The sequence below is a fragment of the Bradyrhizobium hipponense genome, assembly GCF_008123965.1.
GTDB classification, from domain to species: domain Bacteria; phylum Pseudomonadota; class Alphaproteobacteria; order Rhizobiales; family Xanthobacteraceae; genus Bradyrhizobium; species Bradyrhizobium hipponense.
Genome location: NZ_VSTH01000127.1, coordinates 46,784 through 62,230, shown reverse-complemented (window position 1 = coordinate 62,230; position 15,447 = coordinate 46,784). Strand labels below are relative to the sequence as shown.

At 64.0% G+C, this 15,447-nt stretch carries 11 protein-coding genes; 2 read left to right on the top strand and 9 right to left on the bottom strand.

Annotated features, from left to right (window positions below; genetic code table 11):
- Positions 1 to 127: 127 nt before the first annotated feature.
- The 8 genes from FXV83_RS31650 to FXV83_RS31610 all read right to left on the bottom strand — a co-directional run bounded on the left by FXV83_RS31650 (position 128) and on the right by FXV83_RS31610 (position 12,701).
- Positions 128 to 3,460 carry an adenylate/guanylate cyclase domain-containing protein gene (locus tag FXV83_RS31650; protein WP_187436296.1) on the bottom strand — a complete coding sequence of 1,111 codons (3,333 nt, stop codon included), beginning with the start codon at positions 3,458 to 3,460 and terminating at the stop codon, positions 128 to 130.
- Between the two features lie 294 nt (positions 3,461 to 3,754).
- A complete protein-coding gene (locus tag FXV83_RS31645; protein ID WP_148743501.1) occupies positions 3,755 to 4,270 on the bottom strand; it encodes a hypothetical protein in 516 nt (171 codons plus the stop codon).
- Positions 4,271 to 4,711: 441 nt separating this feature from the next.
- Positions 4,712 to 6,634: an ABC transporter ATP-binding protein gene (locus FXV83_RS31640; protein WP_148743500.1), complete on the bottom strand. Its 1,923-nt coding sequence runs from the start codon at positions 6,632 to 6,634 to the stop codon at positions 4,712 to 4,714.
- 201 nt (positions 6,635 to 6,835) lie between these two features.
- Positions 6,836 to 7,762 (bottom strand): 2-hydroxyacid dehydrogenase, encoded by a 927-nt coding sequence (locus tag FXV83_RS31630; protein WP_148743499.1) that lies wholly within the window; start codon positions 7,760 to 7,762, stop codon positions 6,836 to 6,838.
- Positions 7,763 to 7,775: 13 nt separating this feature from the next.
- Positions 7,776 to 9,104 carry an NAD(P)/FAD-dependent oxidoreductase gene (locus FXV83_RS31625; protein WP_148743498.1) on the bottom strand — a complete coding sequence of 443 codons (1,329 nt, stop codon included), beginning with the start codon at positions 9,102 to 9,104 and terminating at the stop codon, positions 7,776 to 7,778.
- A 48-nt stretch (positions 9,105 to 9,152) separates the two neighbouring features.
- On the bottom strand, positions 9,153 to 10,028 hold the full coding sequence (locus FXV83_RS31620) for an ABC transporter permease (RefSeq protein WP_148743497.1): 876 nt from the start codon (positions 10,026 to 10,028) through the stop codon (positions 9,153 to 9,155).
- A 3-nt stretch (positions 10,029 to 10,031) separates the two neighbouring features.
- Complete coding sequence (locus tag FXV83_RS31615; RefSeq protein ID WP_148743496.1) at positions 10,032 to 10,982, bottom strand: ABC transporter permease; 951 nt, start codon at positions 10,980 to 10,982, stop codon at positions 10,032 to 10,034.
- 27 nt (positions 10,983 to 11,009) lie between these two features.
- On the bottom strand, positions 11,010 to 12,701 hold the full coding sequence (locus tag FXV83_RS31610; protein ID WP_148743495.1) for a peptide ABC transporter substrate-binding protein: 1,692 nt from the start codon (positions 12,699 to 12,701) through the stop codon (positions 11,010 to 11,012).
- 216 nt (positions 12,702 to 12,917) lie between these two features.
- Here FXV83_RS31610 and FXV83_RS31605 point away from each other — a divergent pair, with 216 nt between their 5' ends.
- Positions 12,918 to 13,550, top strand: a complete 633-nt coding sequence (locus tag FXV83_RS31605) for a cupin domain-containing protein (RefSeq protein ID WP_148743494.1) — start codon at positions 12,918 to 12,920, stop codon at positions 13,548 to 13,550.
- A gap of 189 nt (positions 13,551 to 13,739) precedes the next feature.
- Here the strand turns inward: FXV83_RS31605 and FXV83_RS31600 are convergent, their stop codons facing one another.
- Positions 13,740 to 14,765: an AraC family transcriptional regulator gene (locus FXV83_RS31600; RefSeq protein WP_148743493.1), complete on the bottom strand. Its 1,026-nt coding sequence runs from the start codon at positions 14,763 to 14,765 to the stop codon at positions 13,740 to 13,742.
- Between the two features lie 189 nt (positions 14,766 to 14,954).
- Here FXV83_RS31600 and FXV83_RS31595 point away from each other — a divergent pair, with 189 nt between their 5' ends.
- Positions 14,955 to 15,404, top strand: coding sequence for a cupin domain-containing protein (locus FXV83_RS31595; protein ID WP_148743492.1), 450 nt, complete (start codon positions 14,955 to 14,957; stop codon positions 15,402 to 15,404).
- Positions 15,405 to 15,447 lie beyond the last annotated feature (43 nt).

The window sequence follows — 15,447 nt, the reverse complement described above, 5'->3', positions numbered from 1 at the left end:
CCTGGCGGCACAATCGTCCTGTGTTGTCCCCCTCGCGCTGCGAACCAACGGGCAATTGGGTCGAAGATGCGGGGGGAACGATCGGGATGCCTCTCTTGCCACGGCCAGCTAGAGAAACGGCACGTGGCTAACGCTCCTTCACGAGCAGTTCCTTCGCTTCAATAGCTTCGGGGAGATCTCGCTCCGCATCGAATTCAGCGAGCACGGGAGCCAGCACCTCGGACACTGCGCCCACTCGGCCATTCTTCTTGTGCAGGCGCGCAAGTCCAAGGGCGCTGCGCAGCTCGAAAGTCCTCGCCTGTTGGTGTCGTGCGATCTCCAGCGCGCGATTGAGGGCATTTTCAGCCATGGATTCGGCCGGGTAATCGTGACGCAACAGGAGCTCTCCTTGGACACGATGCAGCTCGGCATCAAGCCAATGCTGGCCGGATTGCGCCGTCCACGCGATCAATTCGCTCAAGATTTCCAGCCCGGTCTCGAGATGGCCCGCCTCTGCATCCGCCACGGCGACATGCATCCCCCAAAACGGCTCACAGAGGTAGCAATCATTCTCATGCAGCAAGGTCCAGCCGCGACGCATTTCCATCAGTCCGGCCATTCGGTCGCCGCCACGCCACTTGGCCAGGCCATTCAGATAGGTCCCGGCGGCCACATAAAGCGGCATCGTATGGTCGCGAGCGAGAGCGAGCGCCAGGATGGTCTCCGTTTGCTGCAACAAGCCCCCGCACAGCCCGTCGAATACGGCGCGGTGAACAAGCGCATTGGCCCGGGAAAGCGCCCGCTTTTCTCCTGAGGCACTCACTGCTTCAGCGGCAAGCCGGCGCGCGCGAGCGATGCTGCCGAGCGGCCAAAGCACCAGGGCAAGAAACCTCATGATCACAAACGGGAGATCCAGCGCCGAGGCCCTAAACGCCGAGGGATCCGGCTCGGCACCATAGATCGCTAGTGCCTGCTCAAGATGCGTCCTCGCATTCAAGTAGTCGCCCCCGAACCAGCAGGTGACTCCGCCCGTCCAGTGCGCAACGACGGCGGCCACCGGCGAGTCCGGTCGCCGGTCAGCGGCGCTCATGATGGAATCCGCCAGCTCCCGCATCGGAGCGAACTCGCCGTGTGTCAGGCAGGCATTGAAGAGGCCCGAATGGACTGGCGCAAGTTCAACCGCATCATTGATATCGGCCGCGATCTGTCGGGCGCGTGTCCACGCGGCCACCGTTTCCGGGGCGCTGTGCCCGAGACTGCCTCGTAATGCGCGGCCATATGCGATTTGAAGATGCAGCCTACTCATCAACCGGCTAGGCTCATCGGGCAGTTCATCGGCGGTGGCAATCGCCTTGCCGAAATGTGCAATCGCTTCGGAATAGGCCGAACGTTTCAACGCCTGCTGGCCCGCCTTGCGCCACCACTCGAGGGCGGCCTCGCTGAGCCCGGCCTCCGTGAAGTGGTGTGCTATAATTTCAGGCTCGGTCTCGGCGACGATCGGAAACTTCTCACGCAGGACATCGCCGATACGCGCGTGAAGCACCTGCCGTTTGCTCTTAAGCAGGCTCTCGTAGGCCGCTTCCTGAACGAGAGCGTGCTTGAAACTGTAGTCTGCTTCGGGAGGAGCCCCGCGACACAGCAGCAGTCCGGCCTCTCCGAGTTGCTGTAGCGCAGCGCTCAGCGTCAAATCATCGCGTCCCGCCACATATCTCAACAGCGGGTATGAGAATTCGCGACCGATAGCGGCGCCTATCTGCGCCACCTCCTTGACTGGAGCCAGCCGGTCGAGCCGCGCCATCAGCGAATCCTGCAGCGTCGCGGGAATAGCGAGCGGGGGGAGCGGACGACCGAGGCGATAGCGCCCGGCATCTTCGACGAGCAGTCCGGACTCCAGCACCATCTTTGTCAGTTCCTCGACGAATAGCGGGATGCCATCCGTCTTGTCGATGATCTGCTTCATCATTTCGCGTGGCAGCTGGCGACCAACGGTGACCTGCTCGACCAGCGCGCGCGTGTCCTGCCGATCGAGCCGGTCGAGCCGCACCAGGCTGACGTTGGCAAGGCCCGACCAGGAAGGCTCGAACTCTGGCCGGGCTGTCATGAGCACGAGTATCGGCAGTCCCCTGATCCGGTCGACCCCGAGATCGAACAATTCAAGCGTCGTGGCATCGGCCCAATGCATATCCTCGCAGACAACCAGCAGGGGCTGCTCTCGCGCCAGCCCCTCAAGCTGATCGAGAAGGACGGCAAATGTCTGTCGCCGCTGCTGCGCTGGACTCAAACCGAGCGGTGGACAATGGTTGCCGGTTGGAATCGAGAGGAGGGCCGCAATGAGGGGTGTCGCTGGAGCGACCTGCCGTGTTCCAAGCGCCAGCATTGCCTCAAGCTTGTCGAGCTTTTGCCCGGGCGTGTCGTGCGAGCAGATGCCGGCGGCGCGCTCGATCTGCGCGACAAAGGGATGAAGCGCACTGTTGGTGTGGTAGGGCGAACACTGATACCGCACCCGGCGGTGCGCCCCCAAAGCGGGACTTTCGGACAGCGTTGCGACAATGCGCGACTTGCCGATGCCCGCTTCGCCAGAAATCAACACCATCTGGCCCTGCCCCTGCCATGCGAGCCGCTGGCGCGAGAGTGTGAATTCAATCTCCTCCTTGCGGCCGACAAAGCCGATCGAGCGCGCCGCGCGGACCGCCTCGAAGCGACTCTCCGATGCGCTCGCCCCCTCGACCGCCCAGACCGCGATGGGTTCGGATATGCCCTTGACCTCGCGGCGGCCGAGATTGCGAAAAGTGAAGAGATCGCCGAGCAGCCGGCGCGTCGACGACGCAACGACGACCGCCCCCGGTTCCGCCAGGCTCTGGAGCCGGGCAGCGAGATTTGGTGTGTCGCCGACCGTCGCGTGCTCTTCCGACGCATCGCCGCTGATGAGGTCGCCGACCACCACAAGCCCGGTCGCGATTGCGATCCGCAGTTCAACCCGCTCGTCGGCGCCTGTTTTGAGCCGACTAATCGCTGTGATGGCGTCTAGGCCCGCTCGCACTGCGCGCTCCGCGTCATCCTCGTGGGCGCGGGGATAGCCGAAATAGACGAGTATACCGTCACCGACGAACCTGACTATCTTGCCGTCATAGGCAGCAATGACGCTCGCGCAGGCGGCGCGGTAGGCCCGGATCACCTCCCACATATCCTCGGGATCGAGACGCGCCGAGAGCGCAGTCGAGCCGACCAGATCGCAAAACATAACGGTGAGGTGGCGCCGCTCGGCGTCCTGAGGAGGAGGAGCCGGCGATGCGATCAACGCGGCTGGATCGAGGTCGGCAATAGCACGCAGCAGTTTACGGCGATGGCCGAGCAGGACTCCGAGCTTATCGAAGTCCTCGTCCATTAGTTCGGGAAGGACGCCCATGTCGATCCCATTTTGGGCAAAACGCTCCGCGTATTGTCCAAGCCCAAGCTTCTCGAGCCACTCCGCAATCTGCATTGACTCCACCGATCGTGTGGTTGGCGGTTAGCAGAATGTTGGACCACGGCACGCAGTGACAATATCTCAACATGACCACGATGGCACGCCTTGTTTGTCGTGCGACAAATTAGGCTGCTCAGTGCCGATACCGCTTCCATGGTAGTGCTCGATGCCAACGGTTGCACCACTAAAACTCACCGGCACGCAACGTTCGACCACTGAGGTTGCGAAAGATCGTCAGCTACTCACTTTCAGACTGAAGCCGAATCCAAACACTTGCGTCCAAACAGATGTCTTTCCGTGAGCACATCATCATTTCTTGTCCATGGGGGCTCCGTAGGTACGAGCCATCGTTCCCGCCGCAACTTGAAGCGAAGAGCCAACCACCCAAGAGCCGGCAACAAAACCTATCAGGCCATTGGGGAGATTTTGATCAAGGACAAGGATACTGACCGAGAGAGTTGCTGCAATGGCGGCGCCGAACGTTCCTGCCGCGCTCATGATCTCAGCCACCTCGGAACCGTTCCATTCTTCCGAGATGCTCGGAACCGATTTCCGGGCAACATTGCAAGCCAGATCAATTCCGACATAACAGCTAAGAGCTCCGTAGAGCATCATTAGCAGCACGATCCAGCCGCTTTCAAACAGTCCACCTCTCTGACGCAACAACGTCGCACCCACATAGAGCCCGCAAGATGCCCCGATGGCTGCGAGCCCAATTCTTTCAAGAAGATGGGCCGCCTTGATCAGATCAGAACGAGCGATCCGAAGATTGCCGACGTATCCGGTTACGGATAATGCGCTGGAAATTGCATTACTTATCTTCATTGGGGAACTCCTCAGGTAATAGCAGCCTACCGGCCGACCCCGAAAAGAGATCGTGGACGCGTTTTCGCGATGCCCTTGATTCCAATGTCTGAATATCTGTTCTGAGTGATGGTGTTGGCTTGCTCGTGAGCAAGACGAGGGCCAATCCAAAGCTGCGAGCACGCGGCTTCGCAGGCATTGCATCTCACCCGTGTCTGTAAGTTGGCTTCGGGTGTGGCAATTTCTTGCGGGAATGGTAGCTCGAAAGAGGTTGATGGAATATGAGACGGTTCACATACCGCCGTTCCCTGTCGCTCCATCCGGTCACAATTTCCGGAGGTCGAGTCCGCATTGTCGCGATACCGGGGGGCGCAGGAGCGGAATCGACGGCGCCGTTGGTTCACAAGCCCGTCCGCGTTTCGCCGATGCCAGATCTATCCACTCTTGCCGTGTTCCTGCACGTCAATTCGTGAGGTCTGATCTTCTCATCTGAAGCCCGCCGCGCCTTCGCGTCTCAGGCGCCGACCACTCCTCACCCCAGATCTGCACGACGTGGCCCGGCGACACTTCACGATATTGTCGGACCGGCGGCTGGTAATCGGGCGCGCGCACAGGGCTTCTTATTTCGTCGTTCGAGGCTTCGCGTTTGGCGCCGCGGCGGGCCGGGTCGGGCACCGGCACGGCGGCCATCAGCTTCTTGGTGTAGGGATGCTGCGGATTGCCGAACACGTCCGCACGCGGGCCGATCTCGACGATCTCGCCGAGATACATCACCGCGACGCGGTGGCTCATGCGCTCGACCACCGCGATGTCGTGGGAAATGAAGAGATAGGCAAGCCCCATGCTGGCCTGGAGGTCGAGCATCAGATTGACGACCTGCGCCTTGACCGAGACGTCGAGCGCCGACACCGCCTCGTCGGCGACGATCAGCTTCGGCCCGAGCGCGAGCGCACGCGCAATGCAGATGCGCTGGCGCTGCCCGCCGGAGAACTCGTGCGGAAAGCGCGCGGCCATGTCCGGGGTCAGACCAACACGGACAAGGAGGTCGGCGACTTTGTCTCGCGCTTGCGATGCGGTGGCGAGACCGTTGGCAAGCAAGGGCGCTGCGACCGCCGTTCCCACCGACATGCGCGGATTGAGGCTTGCGAACGGATCCTGAAACACGATCTGCATCTGCTTGCGGCAGTCGCGCAAGGTGTGGCCGCTCATGCCGAGGACGTCCTGACCGTCGAGCAGGACGGTCCCACTGTTCGGCTCGAGCAGCCTCAGGATGGAGCGGCCCGTCGTCGACTTGCCGCAACCGGACTCGCCGACCAGCGCCAGCGTCTCGCCGGCACGTAGAGCAAAGGAGACGTTCTCGACCGCATGCACGCGGCCCGAGACTTTGCCGAACAATCCCGAGCGGATCGGAAAGCGCGTGGTGAGGTTGGATACTTCGAGCAGCGGCCGCTCGGCGATCGAGACCGTATCCGGCGTCTGCGTCGGATCGTCCGACGTCCCCGTGATCTTGTCGACGATCGGAAAACGCATCGGCCGAGGCCGTCCCTTCATGGAGCCGAGGCGCGGCACGGCCGCGAGCAGCGCACGGGTATAGGCATGCGCGGGTGCAGCGAAGATGCGCGCGGTCGCATCAAGCTCCACCGCCTGCCCGCCATACATCACCACGGTGCGGTCCGCGATCTCGGCGACCACGCCCATGTCGTGGGTGATGAAGAGGATCGACATCCCCTCCTCCTGCTGCAGCTCTTTGAGCAGCTCCAGGATCTGGGCCTGGATCGTGACGTCGAGCGCGGTGGTCGGCTCGTCGGCGATCAGGAGTTTCGGCTTGCAGGCCAGCGCCATGGCGATCATCACGCGCTGGCGCATGCCGCCGGAGAAACGATGCGGATGCTCGTAGAAGCGCGATTGCGCCGCGGGGATACGGACCCGATCGAGCAGTCGCACGGTCTCGGCCTCAGCGGCCGCGCGCGACAGGCCGCGATGGTAGATCAACGCCTCGGCGATCTGGAAGCCGATGGTAAGCACCGGATTGAGGCTGGTCATCGGCTCCTGGAAGATCATGGCAACGTCGTTGCCGCGGATATCCTTCATGCTGTGTTCGGGCAGCGTCAGCAGATCGCGGCCGGCCAGCATGACGCGGCCGTCGATGCGGCCGCTCTCCTTCGGGATCAGCCGCATGATGGAGAGCGCGGTGACGCTCTTGCCCGAGCCGGACTCGCCGACGATCGCCACGGTTTCCCGGGGCGCGATATCGAATGACACGTTGCGGACGACGGGAAGCCACTGCCGCTCGCGCATGAATGACGTGGTCAGGCCCGCAACCGACAGCGCCGGCGCCTGGGCCTCTGCAACGACTTGGTCAGGTGCGCTTGCGCCAATGCTCATGCGAAGATCCTCACGCGTGCCGCGACGAAGGTGCGCTCCCTCCCCCGCTTGCGGGGGAGGGTTGGGGAGAGGGTGTCTCCACAATCGAGAACCCCCAAGAGGACAGAACCCTCACCCGCGCCTTCGGCGCGACCTCTCCCGCATGCGGAAGAGGTAAGAGGAGCCCGTAGCTGCACCGATGACACCATCAACATCTCGTCCTCAGTAACCACGACTACGATCGACACGCCCTGGCAATTCTTCGCCGCGCTGATGACGCGCGATGACGTCGAGCACGTAGTCGACGGCCGTGTCCGGCGTCGTCATGCTCGCATTATGTGGAGTGACAAGGATGCGCGGGTGGCTCCAAAACGGATGGCCTGGCGGCAGCGGCTCGGGCTCGGTGACGTCGAGTACCCCACCCGACAGCGCGCCGCTGTCGAGTGCCGCAAGGAAATCTGCTTCGACCAGATGCGGCCCGCGCCCGACATTGACCAGCCCCGCACCGCGCGGCAGGCGCGCGAACAGGTCGGCGTTCAGGATGCCGCGGGTCTCGTCGGTCAGCGGCAGCAGACAGACGAGAATGTCGGTGCGCTCGATAAAGGCCGGTAGCGCGTCCACGCCCGCGTAGCAGGCCACGCCTTCGATATCCCGCAGCGAGCGATTCCAGCCGAGAAGCGGAAAGCCGAACGCCTTGAGACGTTCGAGCACGGCCAGGCCGAGTTGGCCGAGCCCCATCACGCCGACGCGCCGCCGCTTGGCCGGCGTGATGCGGATCTCGCGCCAGACCTGCTCTCGCTGCTGGGCGATGAAGTGCAGGAGATCGCGATGCAGCGCGAGCACGGCCATGGTGACGTATTCGACCATGGTCTCGGCAATGCCGGGCTCAAGCATCCGCACCAGCGGAATGTGGGCGGGAAGTTTCGTGGCATCGAACTGGTCGACGCCCGCGCCGACCGAGAAGACCAGCTCGAGATTAGGAAAGCTCGCCGCGATGTCATCCGGCGGCACCCAGGCCACCAGATAGCGCACGTCCGCGGGGTCGCCGATGTCGGGCCAGAGCCGGAACGGCAGGTTTGGCGCGCGCTCCGCGAAGAAGGTCGCCCATTCCGCACCGCGCACCATGTTGGCTTTGTAGAGAACCGTCATGCCGCCAACGCTGTCAGAACGGGCTGACCGGCGCGAGCCGCCGGCCGTCGATCAAGCGCTTGTGGCTATAGGCCACGGGGTCCACCAGCGGTGTCGAGCCGGTCACGATGTCGGCAGCGAGCTTGCCGGCCGCAGGCCCAATGCCAAAACCGTGGCCGGAAAAACCAGTCGCGAGGAAAAAGCCGGGCAGCGCATCGACCGGCGCAATCACCGGAATGGTATCGGGTGTGCAGTCGATCGTGCCGCCCCAGGCTTCCGCGATCTCGATGTCCTTCAATTCAGGGTTCGACTTGATCAGAGCGGCGAGTGCCGCATTGACCAGCGACATGTCCGGCTCCGGATCGCGCACGCGCTCCGTTTCGAACGGCGACGGCTTGTCAAAGCTCCAGCTCGTGCCGCGCATGACCTGGTCGAAGAACGACTTGCCGAACGACAGCTTCAGTCCATTGCGGCGGTGCAGATAGGTCGGCCAGAACGTCCGCGCATAACGGAACAGATCGGGCGACAGCTCGACTGTGCCGCGGTTGCGCAGCGCCAGCGTAAAGCCGCCGTCGAGACGGCGGCGGATGCAGTAGAAGTCGGTGCCGAGCGCACCCGAAATGATCTCCGGCCCGGGCGTGGTCCGGCATGCGGTGGCGTTGACGAGGCCTATCGGCAACTCAATGCCGTGGCGCCGGCAGAACAGCGACGACCATGCGCCGCCCGACAGCAGCACGGATTGCGTGCGTATGGTACCCTTCTCGGTGACGACGGCGCTGACCCGTCCGCCTTGCGTCTCCAGGCCACGCGCGGCGCAGCCCTGGTGAATGGTGACGCCGTGCTTGCGCGCGGCGGTCGCGAGCGCCGGCACCGCCATTGACGGCTCGGCCCGGCCGTCGCTCGGCGTGTGCAAACCGCCGACCCATTTGTCGGCGGTGCCGGGCAGGCGCTCGGCGATCTCGGCCGGCGTCAAGATGGTGGAGTGAACCTGCTGCTCACGCGCCATCGCCGCCCATCGCTCCCAACCGGCGAGCTCGTCCTTGCTTTTGGTCAGGAACAGAACGCCGGTGCGGCGGAAGCCGGCGTCAACGCCGGCATCGTTCTGCATGTCCTCCCACAGAAGCAGTGCCTCGCGAGCGAGCGGAATCTCCTCGCGTGCGCGGCCCTGCTGGCGGCACCAGCCCCAATTGCGGCTCGACTGCTCGCCGCCGACATGGCCCTTCTCGACGAGCGCGACGGAATGGCCCTTTTTCGCCAGATGATAGGCCGCGGAGACACCGATCACACCGCCGCCGATGACGACGACGTCAACCTGAGTGGGCAGGCGTTCGTCGCTGGTTATGCGGGTGAGCGGCGGGGACATGGGATACTCCAGATATTCCGTTCGATCGAAGCAGGTGGGCTGGGCTCGTCATGGGATGTTCATCCTCGGATCGAGCGCGTCGCGCAGGCCATCGCCGAGGAAGTTGAAGCTCGTAACCGCGAGCGTGATGGCAAGACCCGGCGCGATCGCCAGCCACGGCGCGCTGGTGAGATAGATCTGCGCGTTGTTGAGCATGTTGCCCCAGCTCGCGGCCGGCGGCTGGATGCCGTAGCCGAGATAGCTGACATAGGATTCGAGCAGGATCGCCTTGGCGACGTTCAGTGTCGCCGCCACCACGATCGGCGCCATCGCATTCGGCACGAGCTCGCGGAACATGATGCGCAGGTTCGACGAGCCGAAGGCGAGCGCCGCCACCGCGAATTCGCGTTCGCGCAACGAGCGCACCTGGGCTTCGACGACGCGGGCGACGGCCATCCAGGCGGTGGCCGCAATCAGCACCGTGGTGGTGACAAGGCCCGGCTCGGTGAGCGCAGCGAGCGCGAGCAGGAGGAAGATCGTCGGAAAGCACAGCACGGCGTCAACCAGCCGCATCAGCACCGCGCAGACCACGCCGCCATAGAAACCGGCGAAGGCGCCGACGGCGATGCCAACCGCCATCGCGATCACCATCGCGACGATGCCGATCGAAAGCGACACTCGCCCGCCCATCATCAGCCGAGCCAGCACGTCGCGGCCAAGCTCGTCCGTGCCGAGGATGTGCGCACCCGAAAATGGCGGCGCGAACCGCTTCATGATGTCGATATAGGTGTCATCGAATGGCAGCAGATATGGGCCAAGCGCCGAACCGAGAACTAGAATCAAAATGATCACGGCGCCAGCCAGCGCCAGCCGGTGCCGGCGGAATCGCCGCCAGGCGGCCTGGCCTGGCGCGAGCTGAACGGTGGCGAGAGTTGCGCTCGTCATCGCCTAGCCCACCCGGATGCGCGGATCGACGACGGCATAGAAGATGTCGGCCAGCAGCGAGCCGATCAACACCATCGTCGCCGAAAACATCAAGATGCCCATCACCACCGGATAGTCGCGATAGCCGATGGAATCGAGAAACAGCCGGCCCATGCCGGGCCAGGTGAACACGGTCTCGGCGACCAGCGCTCCTCCAAGCAGCGTCGGAAATTGCAAGCCGGCAACGGTGATCATCGGCAATAGCGCGTTGCGCAAGGCGTGCACGGTGAGGATATGCCACTCCGGCATGCCCTTGGCGCGCGCGGTGCGGATATAGTCCTGGTTGATGACCTCAAGCATGGAGGAACGCATGAAGCGGCCCCACATCGCGGTCTCGACCAGCGCCAGCACCAGCGCCGGCGCGATCAGATGATGGAGCAGATCGAGCAGCGAGCCGTCGCCGACGGTCTCGCGGTTGCCGGCCGGCAGCCAGCCGAGCTTCACCGAGAACACGTAGATGGTGACGAGGCCGAACCAGAAGGTCGGGATCGACAGCGCGATCATGGCGCCGACGGTCGCCAGCGAATCGAACAGCGAATAGCGGCGTAGCGCCCCTAACACACCGATCCAGCAGCCGAGCAGCACCGCGATGATCGTCGCCGTCGTCATCAGCTCCAGGGTGGCGCCGAGATGCGAGGAGATCACCGACAGCACCGCCTCGCCGTCGCGGTAGGAGCGGCCCCAGTCGCCTCTCAGCATACGGCCGAACCAGTCGAGGTACTGGATCGGCAATGGTCGATCGAGGCCGAGCTGCCGCGTGACGCGTTCGAGGTCCTCCTGCGTCATCTGCGCGGACGCCGCGAATTGCGAGAGCGGACCGCCCGGTGCCAGATGCAGGATGGCAAAGCCGATCGCGGAGACGATCACCAGCAACATGACCGCCTGCGCCAGGCGATTGACGACGTAGCGCACCATCTCAGACGGGCCCGCGCACCGGACGGTTCACGCCCAATACCATTCGCGGATGTTCCAGCAGTTGATTGACATGTTGATGTTGGGGCGGAAACCCTGGAGCCCTTCCTTCACGCCTTCGGCGATGAAACCCTGGAACAGCGGCAGGATCGCGAGGTCGTTGCGGATCAGCTTTTGCAGATCGCCATAGGTCGTCTTGCGCTGCGCCAGCTCGAACTGCTTGGCGCCCTCGGCGAGGAGACGGTCGGCCTCCGGGCTGCGGTACTGATAGGTGTTGTAGCCACGGCCGCCCTTGGCGGGAATCGCGCCGGAGCCGAAGCGGGGCGTCACGTCGGGATCGCTGCCCAACATGAAGTTCACCCCGACTATCACCGAATTGAATTTTGATTGCTGCCAGAAGTCACCCCAGATGACGGCGGCCGGCATGTTGTTGACGCGCATCGCAGCGCCAATGGCACGCCAGTCCTGGATCAGAAGCTGCTGGGTCTGCTCGCGCACCGCGTTGCCCGATGTCGTCGAATTGGCGAATTCGAGCTTGACGCCGCCCTTCTCGCGCACGCCGCCGGAGCCGCGAGCCCATCCGGCGGCATCGAGCAGTGTATTGGCTTTTGCAGGATCGTATTTGTGCTGCGGCAGTCCCTGCTGGAACGACCAGGCCTGCTGCGGCACGAAACTTTCGGTCTGCCTCGGCAGGCCATAGTTCAGGGCATCGATGATCGCCTGCTTGTTGATGGCGAGATACAGCGCCTCGCGCACCGTGCGGTCCGCGAAAGGACCAAACTCCAGATTGGGCGCGATGTGCTCCACCGATGACGTCGAGGAGACGAAGATCTTGCGCCCCTTCAGCGCCTTCGCCTCCTGGACGAAGTTCGGCAAAATGCCTTGCAGGCCAGTGTAATCGACCTGACCGGTGCGGAACTGCGTGTAGAGAACAGTGAGGTCCGGAATGTATTTGAAGACGACGCGCTCGAGGTAAGGTCCCTTGCCGTGGTAGCCGGTATGGGCATTCAACTGAATGTGGTCGCCCGGCACGCGCTCGCCCCAGCGGAACGGTCCGGTCCCGACCGGCGCGTTGTGGAACGGCGAGGCGTTCGGATCGGTCACCTTCTCCAGGATGTGCTTGGGCACGATGAAGGTCAGCGCCCCCAGGATCGACATGTAGGGCGAATAGGCAGCTTCCATCCGCCAATGGATCTCGTCGGGCGCGACGACCTTGATGTCCTTCACCAGGCTATGGCCGACGCGGCTGCGCGCGCGGAAATCCGGATTGTTGATCAGATCGAGCGAGAACTTGACGTCCTCGGCGGTGAACGGCGTGCCATCGTGCCACTTCACGTCGCTGCGCAGCTTGATCTTCCAGGTCAGACCGTCGGCCGACAGGCCGCCGTTCTCGATCGTCGGGACTTCGCGGGCGAGGTCGGGAACGAAGTTGCCATCGGGATCGATGAACCAGAGTGGCGAGAACACCTGCCACCAGATGCCCTGATCGACCTCGATGCCCGGCATCAGGGGATGAAAGACGGTCGGCTCCTGCGACAGCGCCGCGATCACCTGCCCGCGCGGCTTGTCCGGAGGATTGGTCGGGCGTTCGCTCTGGGCAAACGTGGAGCCGGAAAGACTCCACCCCGCCGCCGCGCCAACACCGAGCTGAAAGAACTGACGGCGATTCGGAATGCCGAGATGCAGTGCCGGAGCGCCGAACCTGCCGGTGTCGTCTGCCATGACCACTCTCCGTTGTCGCACGCGGCACCATCTCCCGCGCCCCGAGACCCCGGCAAGGGACAGGAGTGGGCTTTAGTGCTTCTAAATTTTTCTATCAAAAGTTCATCATGACTAAATACAGCTGTCAATCGCATTGCTAGTATGCGCGACCTTTTCACTCTGGCTGAAGCCTCGGACGGTGCGGTCCGGCGGCGAGATGATGCATGGGAGAGCGACATGGATGGTCGCGGCGACACAAGCGGTCCGAAGGACGCCCCGACGATCGAGAGCGACGATGCGGTCGACCAGCGCCTCGGCGAGACCGTACGCCTGCTCCGCCAGCGCGCCGGCCTTTCGATCCAGGACGTCGCCAACCGCACCGGCCTTTCCAACGGCATGATCAGCCAGCTCGAACGCGCGCGCGCCATGCCGTCGATACGCACGCTGCGCCTGCTCAGCATCGCCCTCGACGTTCCCATTTCCTATTTCTTCGAGACTAGCGATCCCGCCGACGTGCAGCGCTACATCGTGCGCAAGAACAGCCGGCGGCTGCTGCGGCTCACGGCCAGCGGCGTCGTCAAGGAGGCGCTGACGCCGGCAGACCAGGGCCAGCTCGAACTCTACGAGCTCACGCTCAATCCCGGCGCCTCGTCCGGCACCGACTTCCTGCAGCACACCGGCGAGAAGGCCGGCTATATCCTCTCAGGCAGCCTGCGGCTGTGGCTCGACAACCAGGCGCATCTGCTCGAGGCCGGCGACAGCTTTCGCTTTCCGAGCATCGTGCCGCACATGTTCGACAACCCGACCCAGCAGGTGGCGCGCGTGATCTGGGTAACGACGCTGCGCCAGGCCGATTCGCCCGCAGGTTGAACCGCCGCGGAAAAGCCGGCCGTCTCGCGCCGCCGGAAATTGACCCTCGACGCAGACGCTTGGAGTCTGTAGCTCACATGAAGCCGGACTCCTCCACAGTGCCGGCGCAGGCCGATGTCGAGCGCTTCTTGCGCAAACAGGCGACTGACGAGGGCGGCACGACCCGATCGCGAAAGTAGCTCGTCGCCCCTAGCTCATCCGTCGTCTCAGCGTCGCCGATGGCGTCTCGCCGAATTTTTCGCGATAGGCGCCGGCCATACGACCGAGATGGGTGAAGCCGAGATCGAAGGCGATGCCGGTGATGGAGGCATCAGGGGCGGCGCGCGAGAGCCGGGCGTGTAGTTTGGCAAGGCGAATGTCGAGCAGCATCTCCGAGATCGACACGCCGAAATGTCGGCGGAAGCCAAGCTGGAGCGCGCGGATGCCAACGCCGGAGGAGGATGCCAGTTGCACGAGGTCGAGCGGTTCGCAAGCCATGTCGTGGAGACAGTCGCGCGCGGCGCGCAGGGCGCGCGGCAGGCGTTCGGCCCGGCCCGAGAAGGTTCGGACCGCGCCGGACAAACCATGCGGCTGGGCGTTGAGAAGATGGTCGAGCAGCGCCTCGCGCCAGTTGGCGCCGGCGACCGCCGGCAGCCTGGCGCCGGGACCGAGGCGCTCGGCGAGCGTCATGAGGTCATCGAGCTTCGCCCAGAGGCTGCGCGCGGCCGGGTTATCGAGATCGATGGCCGGATCGAACTCGATCGTACCGGCCGCCCTGCCCGACAATGCAGCGGCGCGCTGCTCGACCACGCGGCGGTCAAGCAGCAGGATCGCCTGCGCGCAACCGGTCCAAACCATTCGGGTCGGAATCGTCGGCGACAACAACGACGCCATCCGCTCCGGCGCGGTGTCGAGTTCGCGGGCGCCGGCACGAATGCGGGCCGTGCCCGCGAGCGGGATCTGCACCAGAAAGAAGCGCTCAAGGCAGCCGGGATCGATCGTGACCGACCCACCATAGGCAACGTAGTTGATGGAGAAGCCGTCGAACGCCGCGCAATTGTGTGTAGCATAGAAGCCGGATGGCCGCGCCTGGGCCGGCATCAGGTCATGCGGGCAGAAGATGCGCCCGATCTGCTCGGCCGCCTCGTCGACGTCATCAGTGGTGACGCGGGCGAACGCCGTGAGCCTTTCGGCACCGGACCGACGCGCACTCGTTTCGAGCTCGGCAGCGGACATGGTCGACCACCCTTCGCGCCACGGAAGTGTTTTAAGCCTATAAGAGTTCCCGGCCCGCGGAAAGAGCCCTGAGGCAAAAACGTCGGGCTGTGCGGCCACCGGCCGCGCAGGGATTCGTTTAGCGGATAGACAGCGCCCTGCGCGTGCCCGAAGCTCCACCCTCGCTGGGATCCACGATGGAGGCGAGCTATGACTGCACTCGAGAAGGGCATTACCGCGAACGGCACCGGATATGGCGGCAAGACCTGGAACATCCTGGGCCAGGTGTATTTCCCCAAGGCCGTCACCGACTCCACTTTCGCGTTCGAGACCAACAGCGAGCCGGGCCAGTTCGTGCCGGTCCACATCCACCCGACCCAGGAGGAATTCATCCTGGTGCAGGAGGGCGTGCTCGACCTCAAGCTCGACGGACAGTGGGTCAAGGCCCATGCAGGCGACCTCGTGCGCATGCCGCGCGGCATTCCGCACGGCTATTTCAACAAGTCGGATAAGCCCTGCCGTGCGCTGTTCTGGGTCTCGCCCATGCAGAAGCTGGAAGCGTTGTTCAACCAGCTGCACAATCTGACCGACCCCGCCGAGGTGGTGCGCATCTCGGCGCTGCACGAGGTCGACTTCCTGCCGCCTGAAGCGAACGACTAGGCGGCCGGCCTCCTCCCATTTCTGCTTCGTCGCAGGTCGAGCG

What these genes read in the sequence shown, in the direction of transcription:
- FXV83_RS31650 (WP_187436296.1), bottom strand. Translation starts at nt 3,460, where the DNA reads ATGCAGATTGCGGAGTGGCTCGAGAAGCTTGGGCTTGGACAATACGCG.
- FXV83_RS31645 (WP_148743501.1), bottom strand. Translation starts at nt 4,270, where the DNA reads ATGAAGATAAGTAATGCAATTTCCAGCGCATTATCCGTAACCGGATAC.
- FXV83_RS31640 (WP_148743500.1), bottom strand. Translation starts at nt 6,634, where the DNA reads ATGAGCATTGGCGCAAGCGCACCTGACCAAGTCGTTGCAGAGGCCCAG.
- FXV83_RS31630 (WP_148743499.1), bottom strand. Translation starts at nt 7,762, where the DNA reads ATGACGGTTCTCTACAAAGCCAACATGGTGCGCGGTGCGGAATGGGCG.
- FXV83_RS31625 (WP_148743498.1), bottom strand. Translation starts at nt 9,104, where the DNA reads ATGTCCCCGCCGCTCACCCGCATAACCAGCGACGAACGCCTGCCCACT.
- FXV83_RS31620 (WP_148743497.1), bottom strand. Translation starts at nt 10,028, where the DNA reads ATGACGAGCGCAACTCTCGCCACCGTTCAGCTCGCGCCAGGCCAGGCC.
- FXV83_RS31615 (WP_148743496.1), bottom strand. Translation starts at nt 10,982, where the DNA reads ATGGTGCGCTACGTCGTCAATCGCCTGGCGCAGGCGGTCATGTTGCTG.
- FXV83_RS31610 (WP_148743495.1), bottom strand. Translation starts at nt 12,701, where the DNA reads ATGGCAGACGACACCGGCAGGTTCGGCGCTCCGGCACTGCATCTCGGC.
- FXV83_RS31605 (WP_148743494.1), top strand. Translation starts at nt 12,918, where the DNA reads ATGGATGGTCGCGGCGACACAAGCGGTCCGAAGGACGCCCCGACGATC.
- FXV83_RS31600 (WP_148743493.1), bottom strand. Translation starts at nt 14,765, where the DNA reads ATGTCCGCTGCCGAGCTCGAAACGAGTGCGCGTCGGTCCGGTGCCGAA.
- FXV83_RS31595 (WP_148743492.1), top strand. Translation starts at nt 14,955, where the DNA reads ATGACTGCACTCGAGAAGGGCATTACCGCGAACGGCACCGGATATGGC.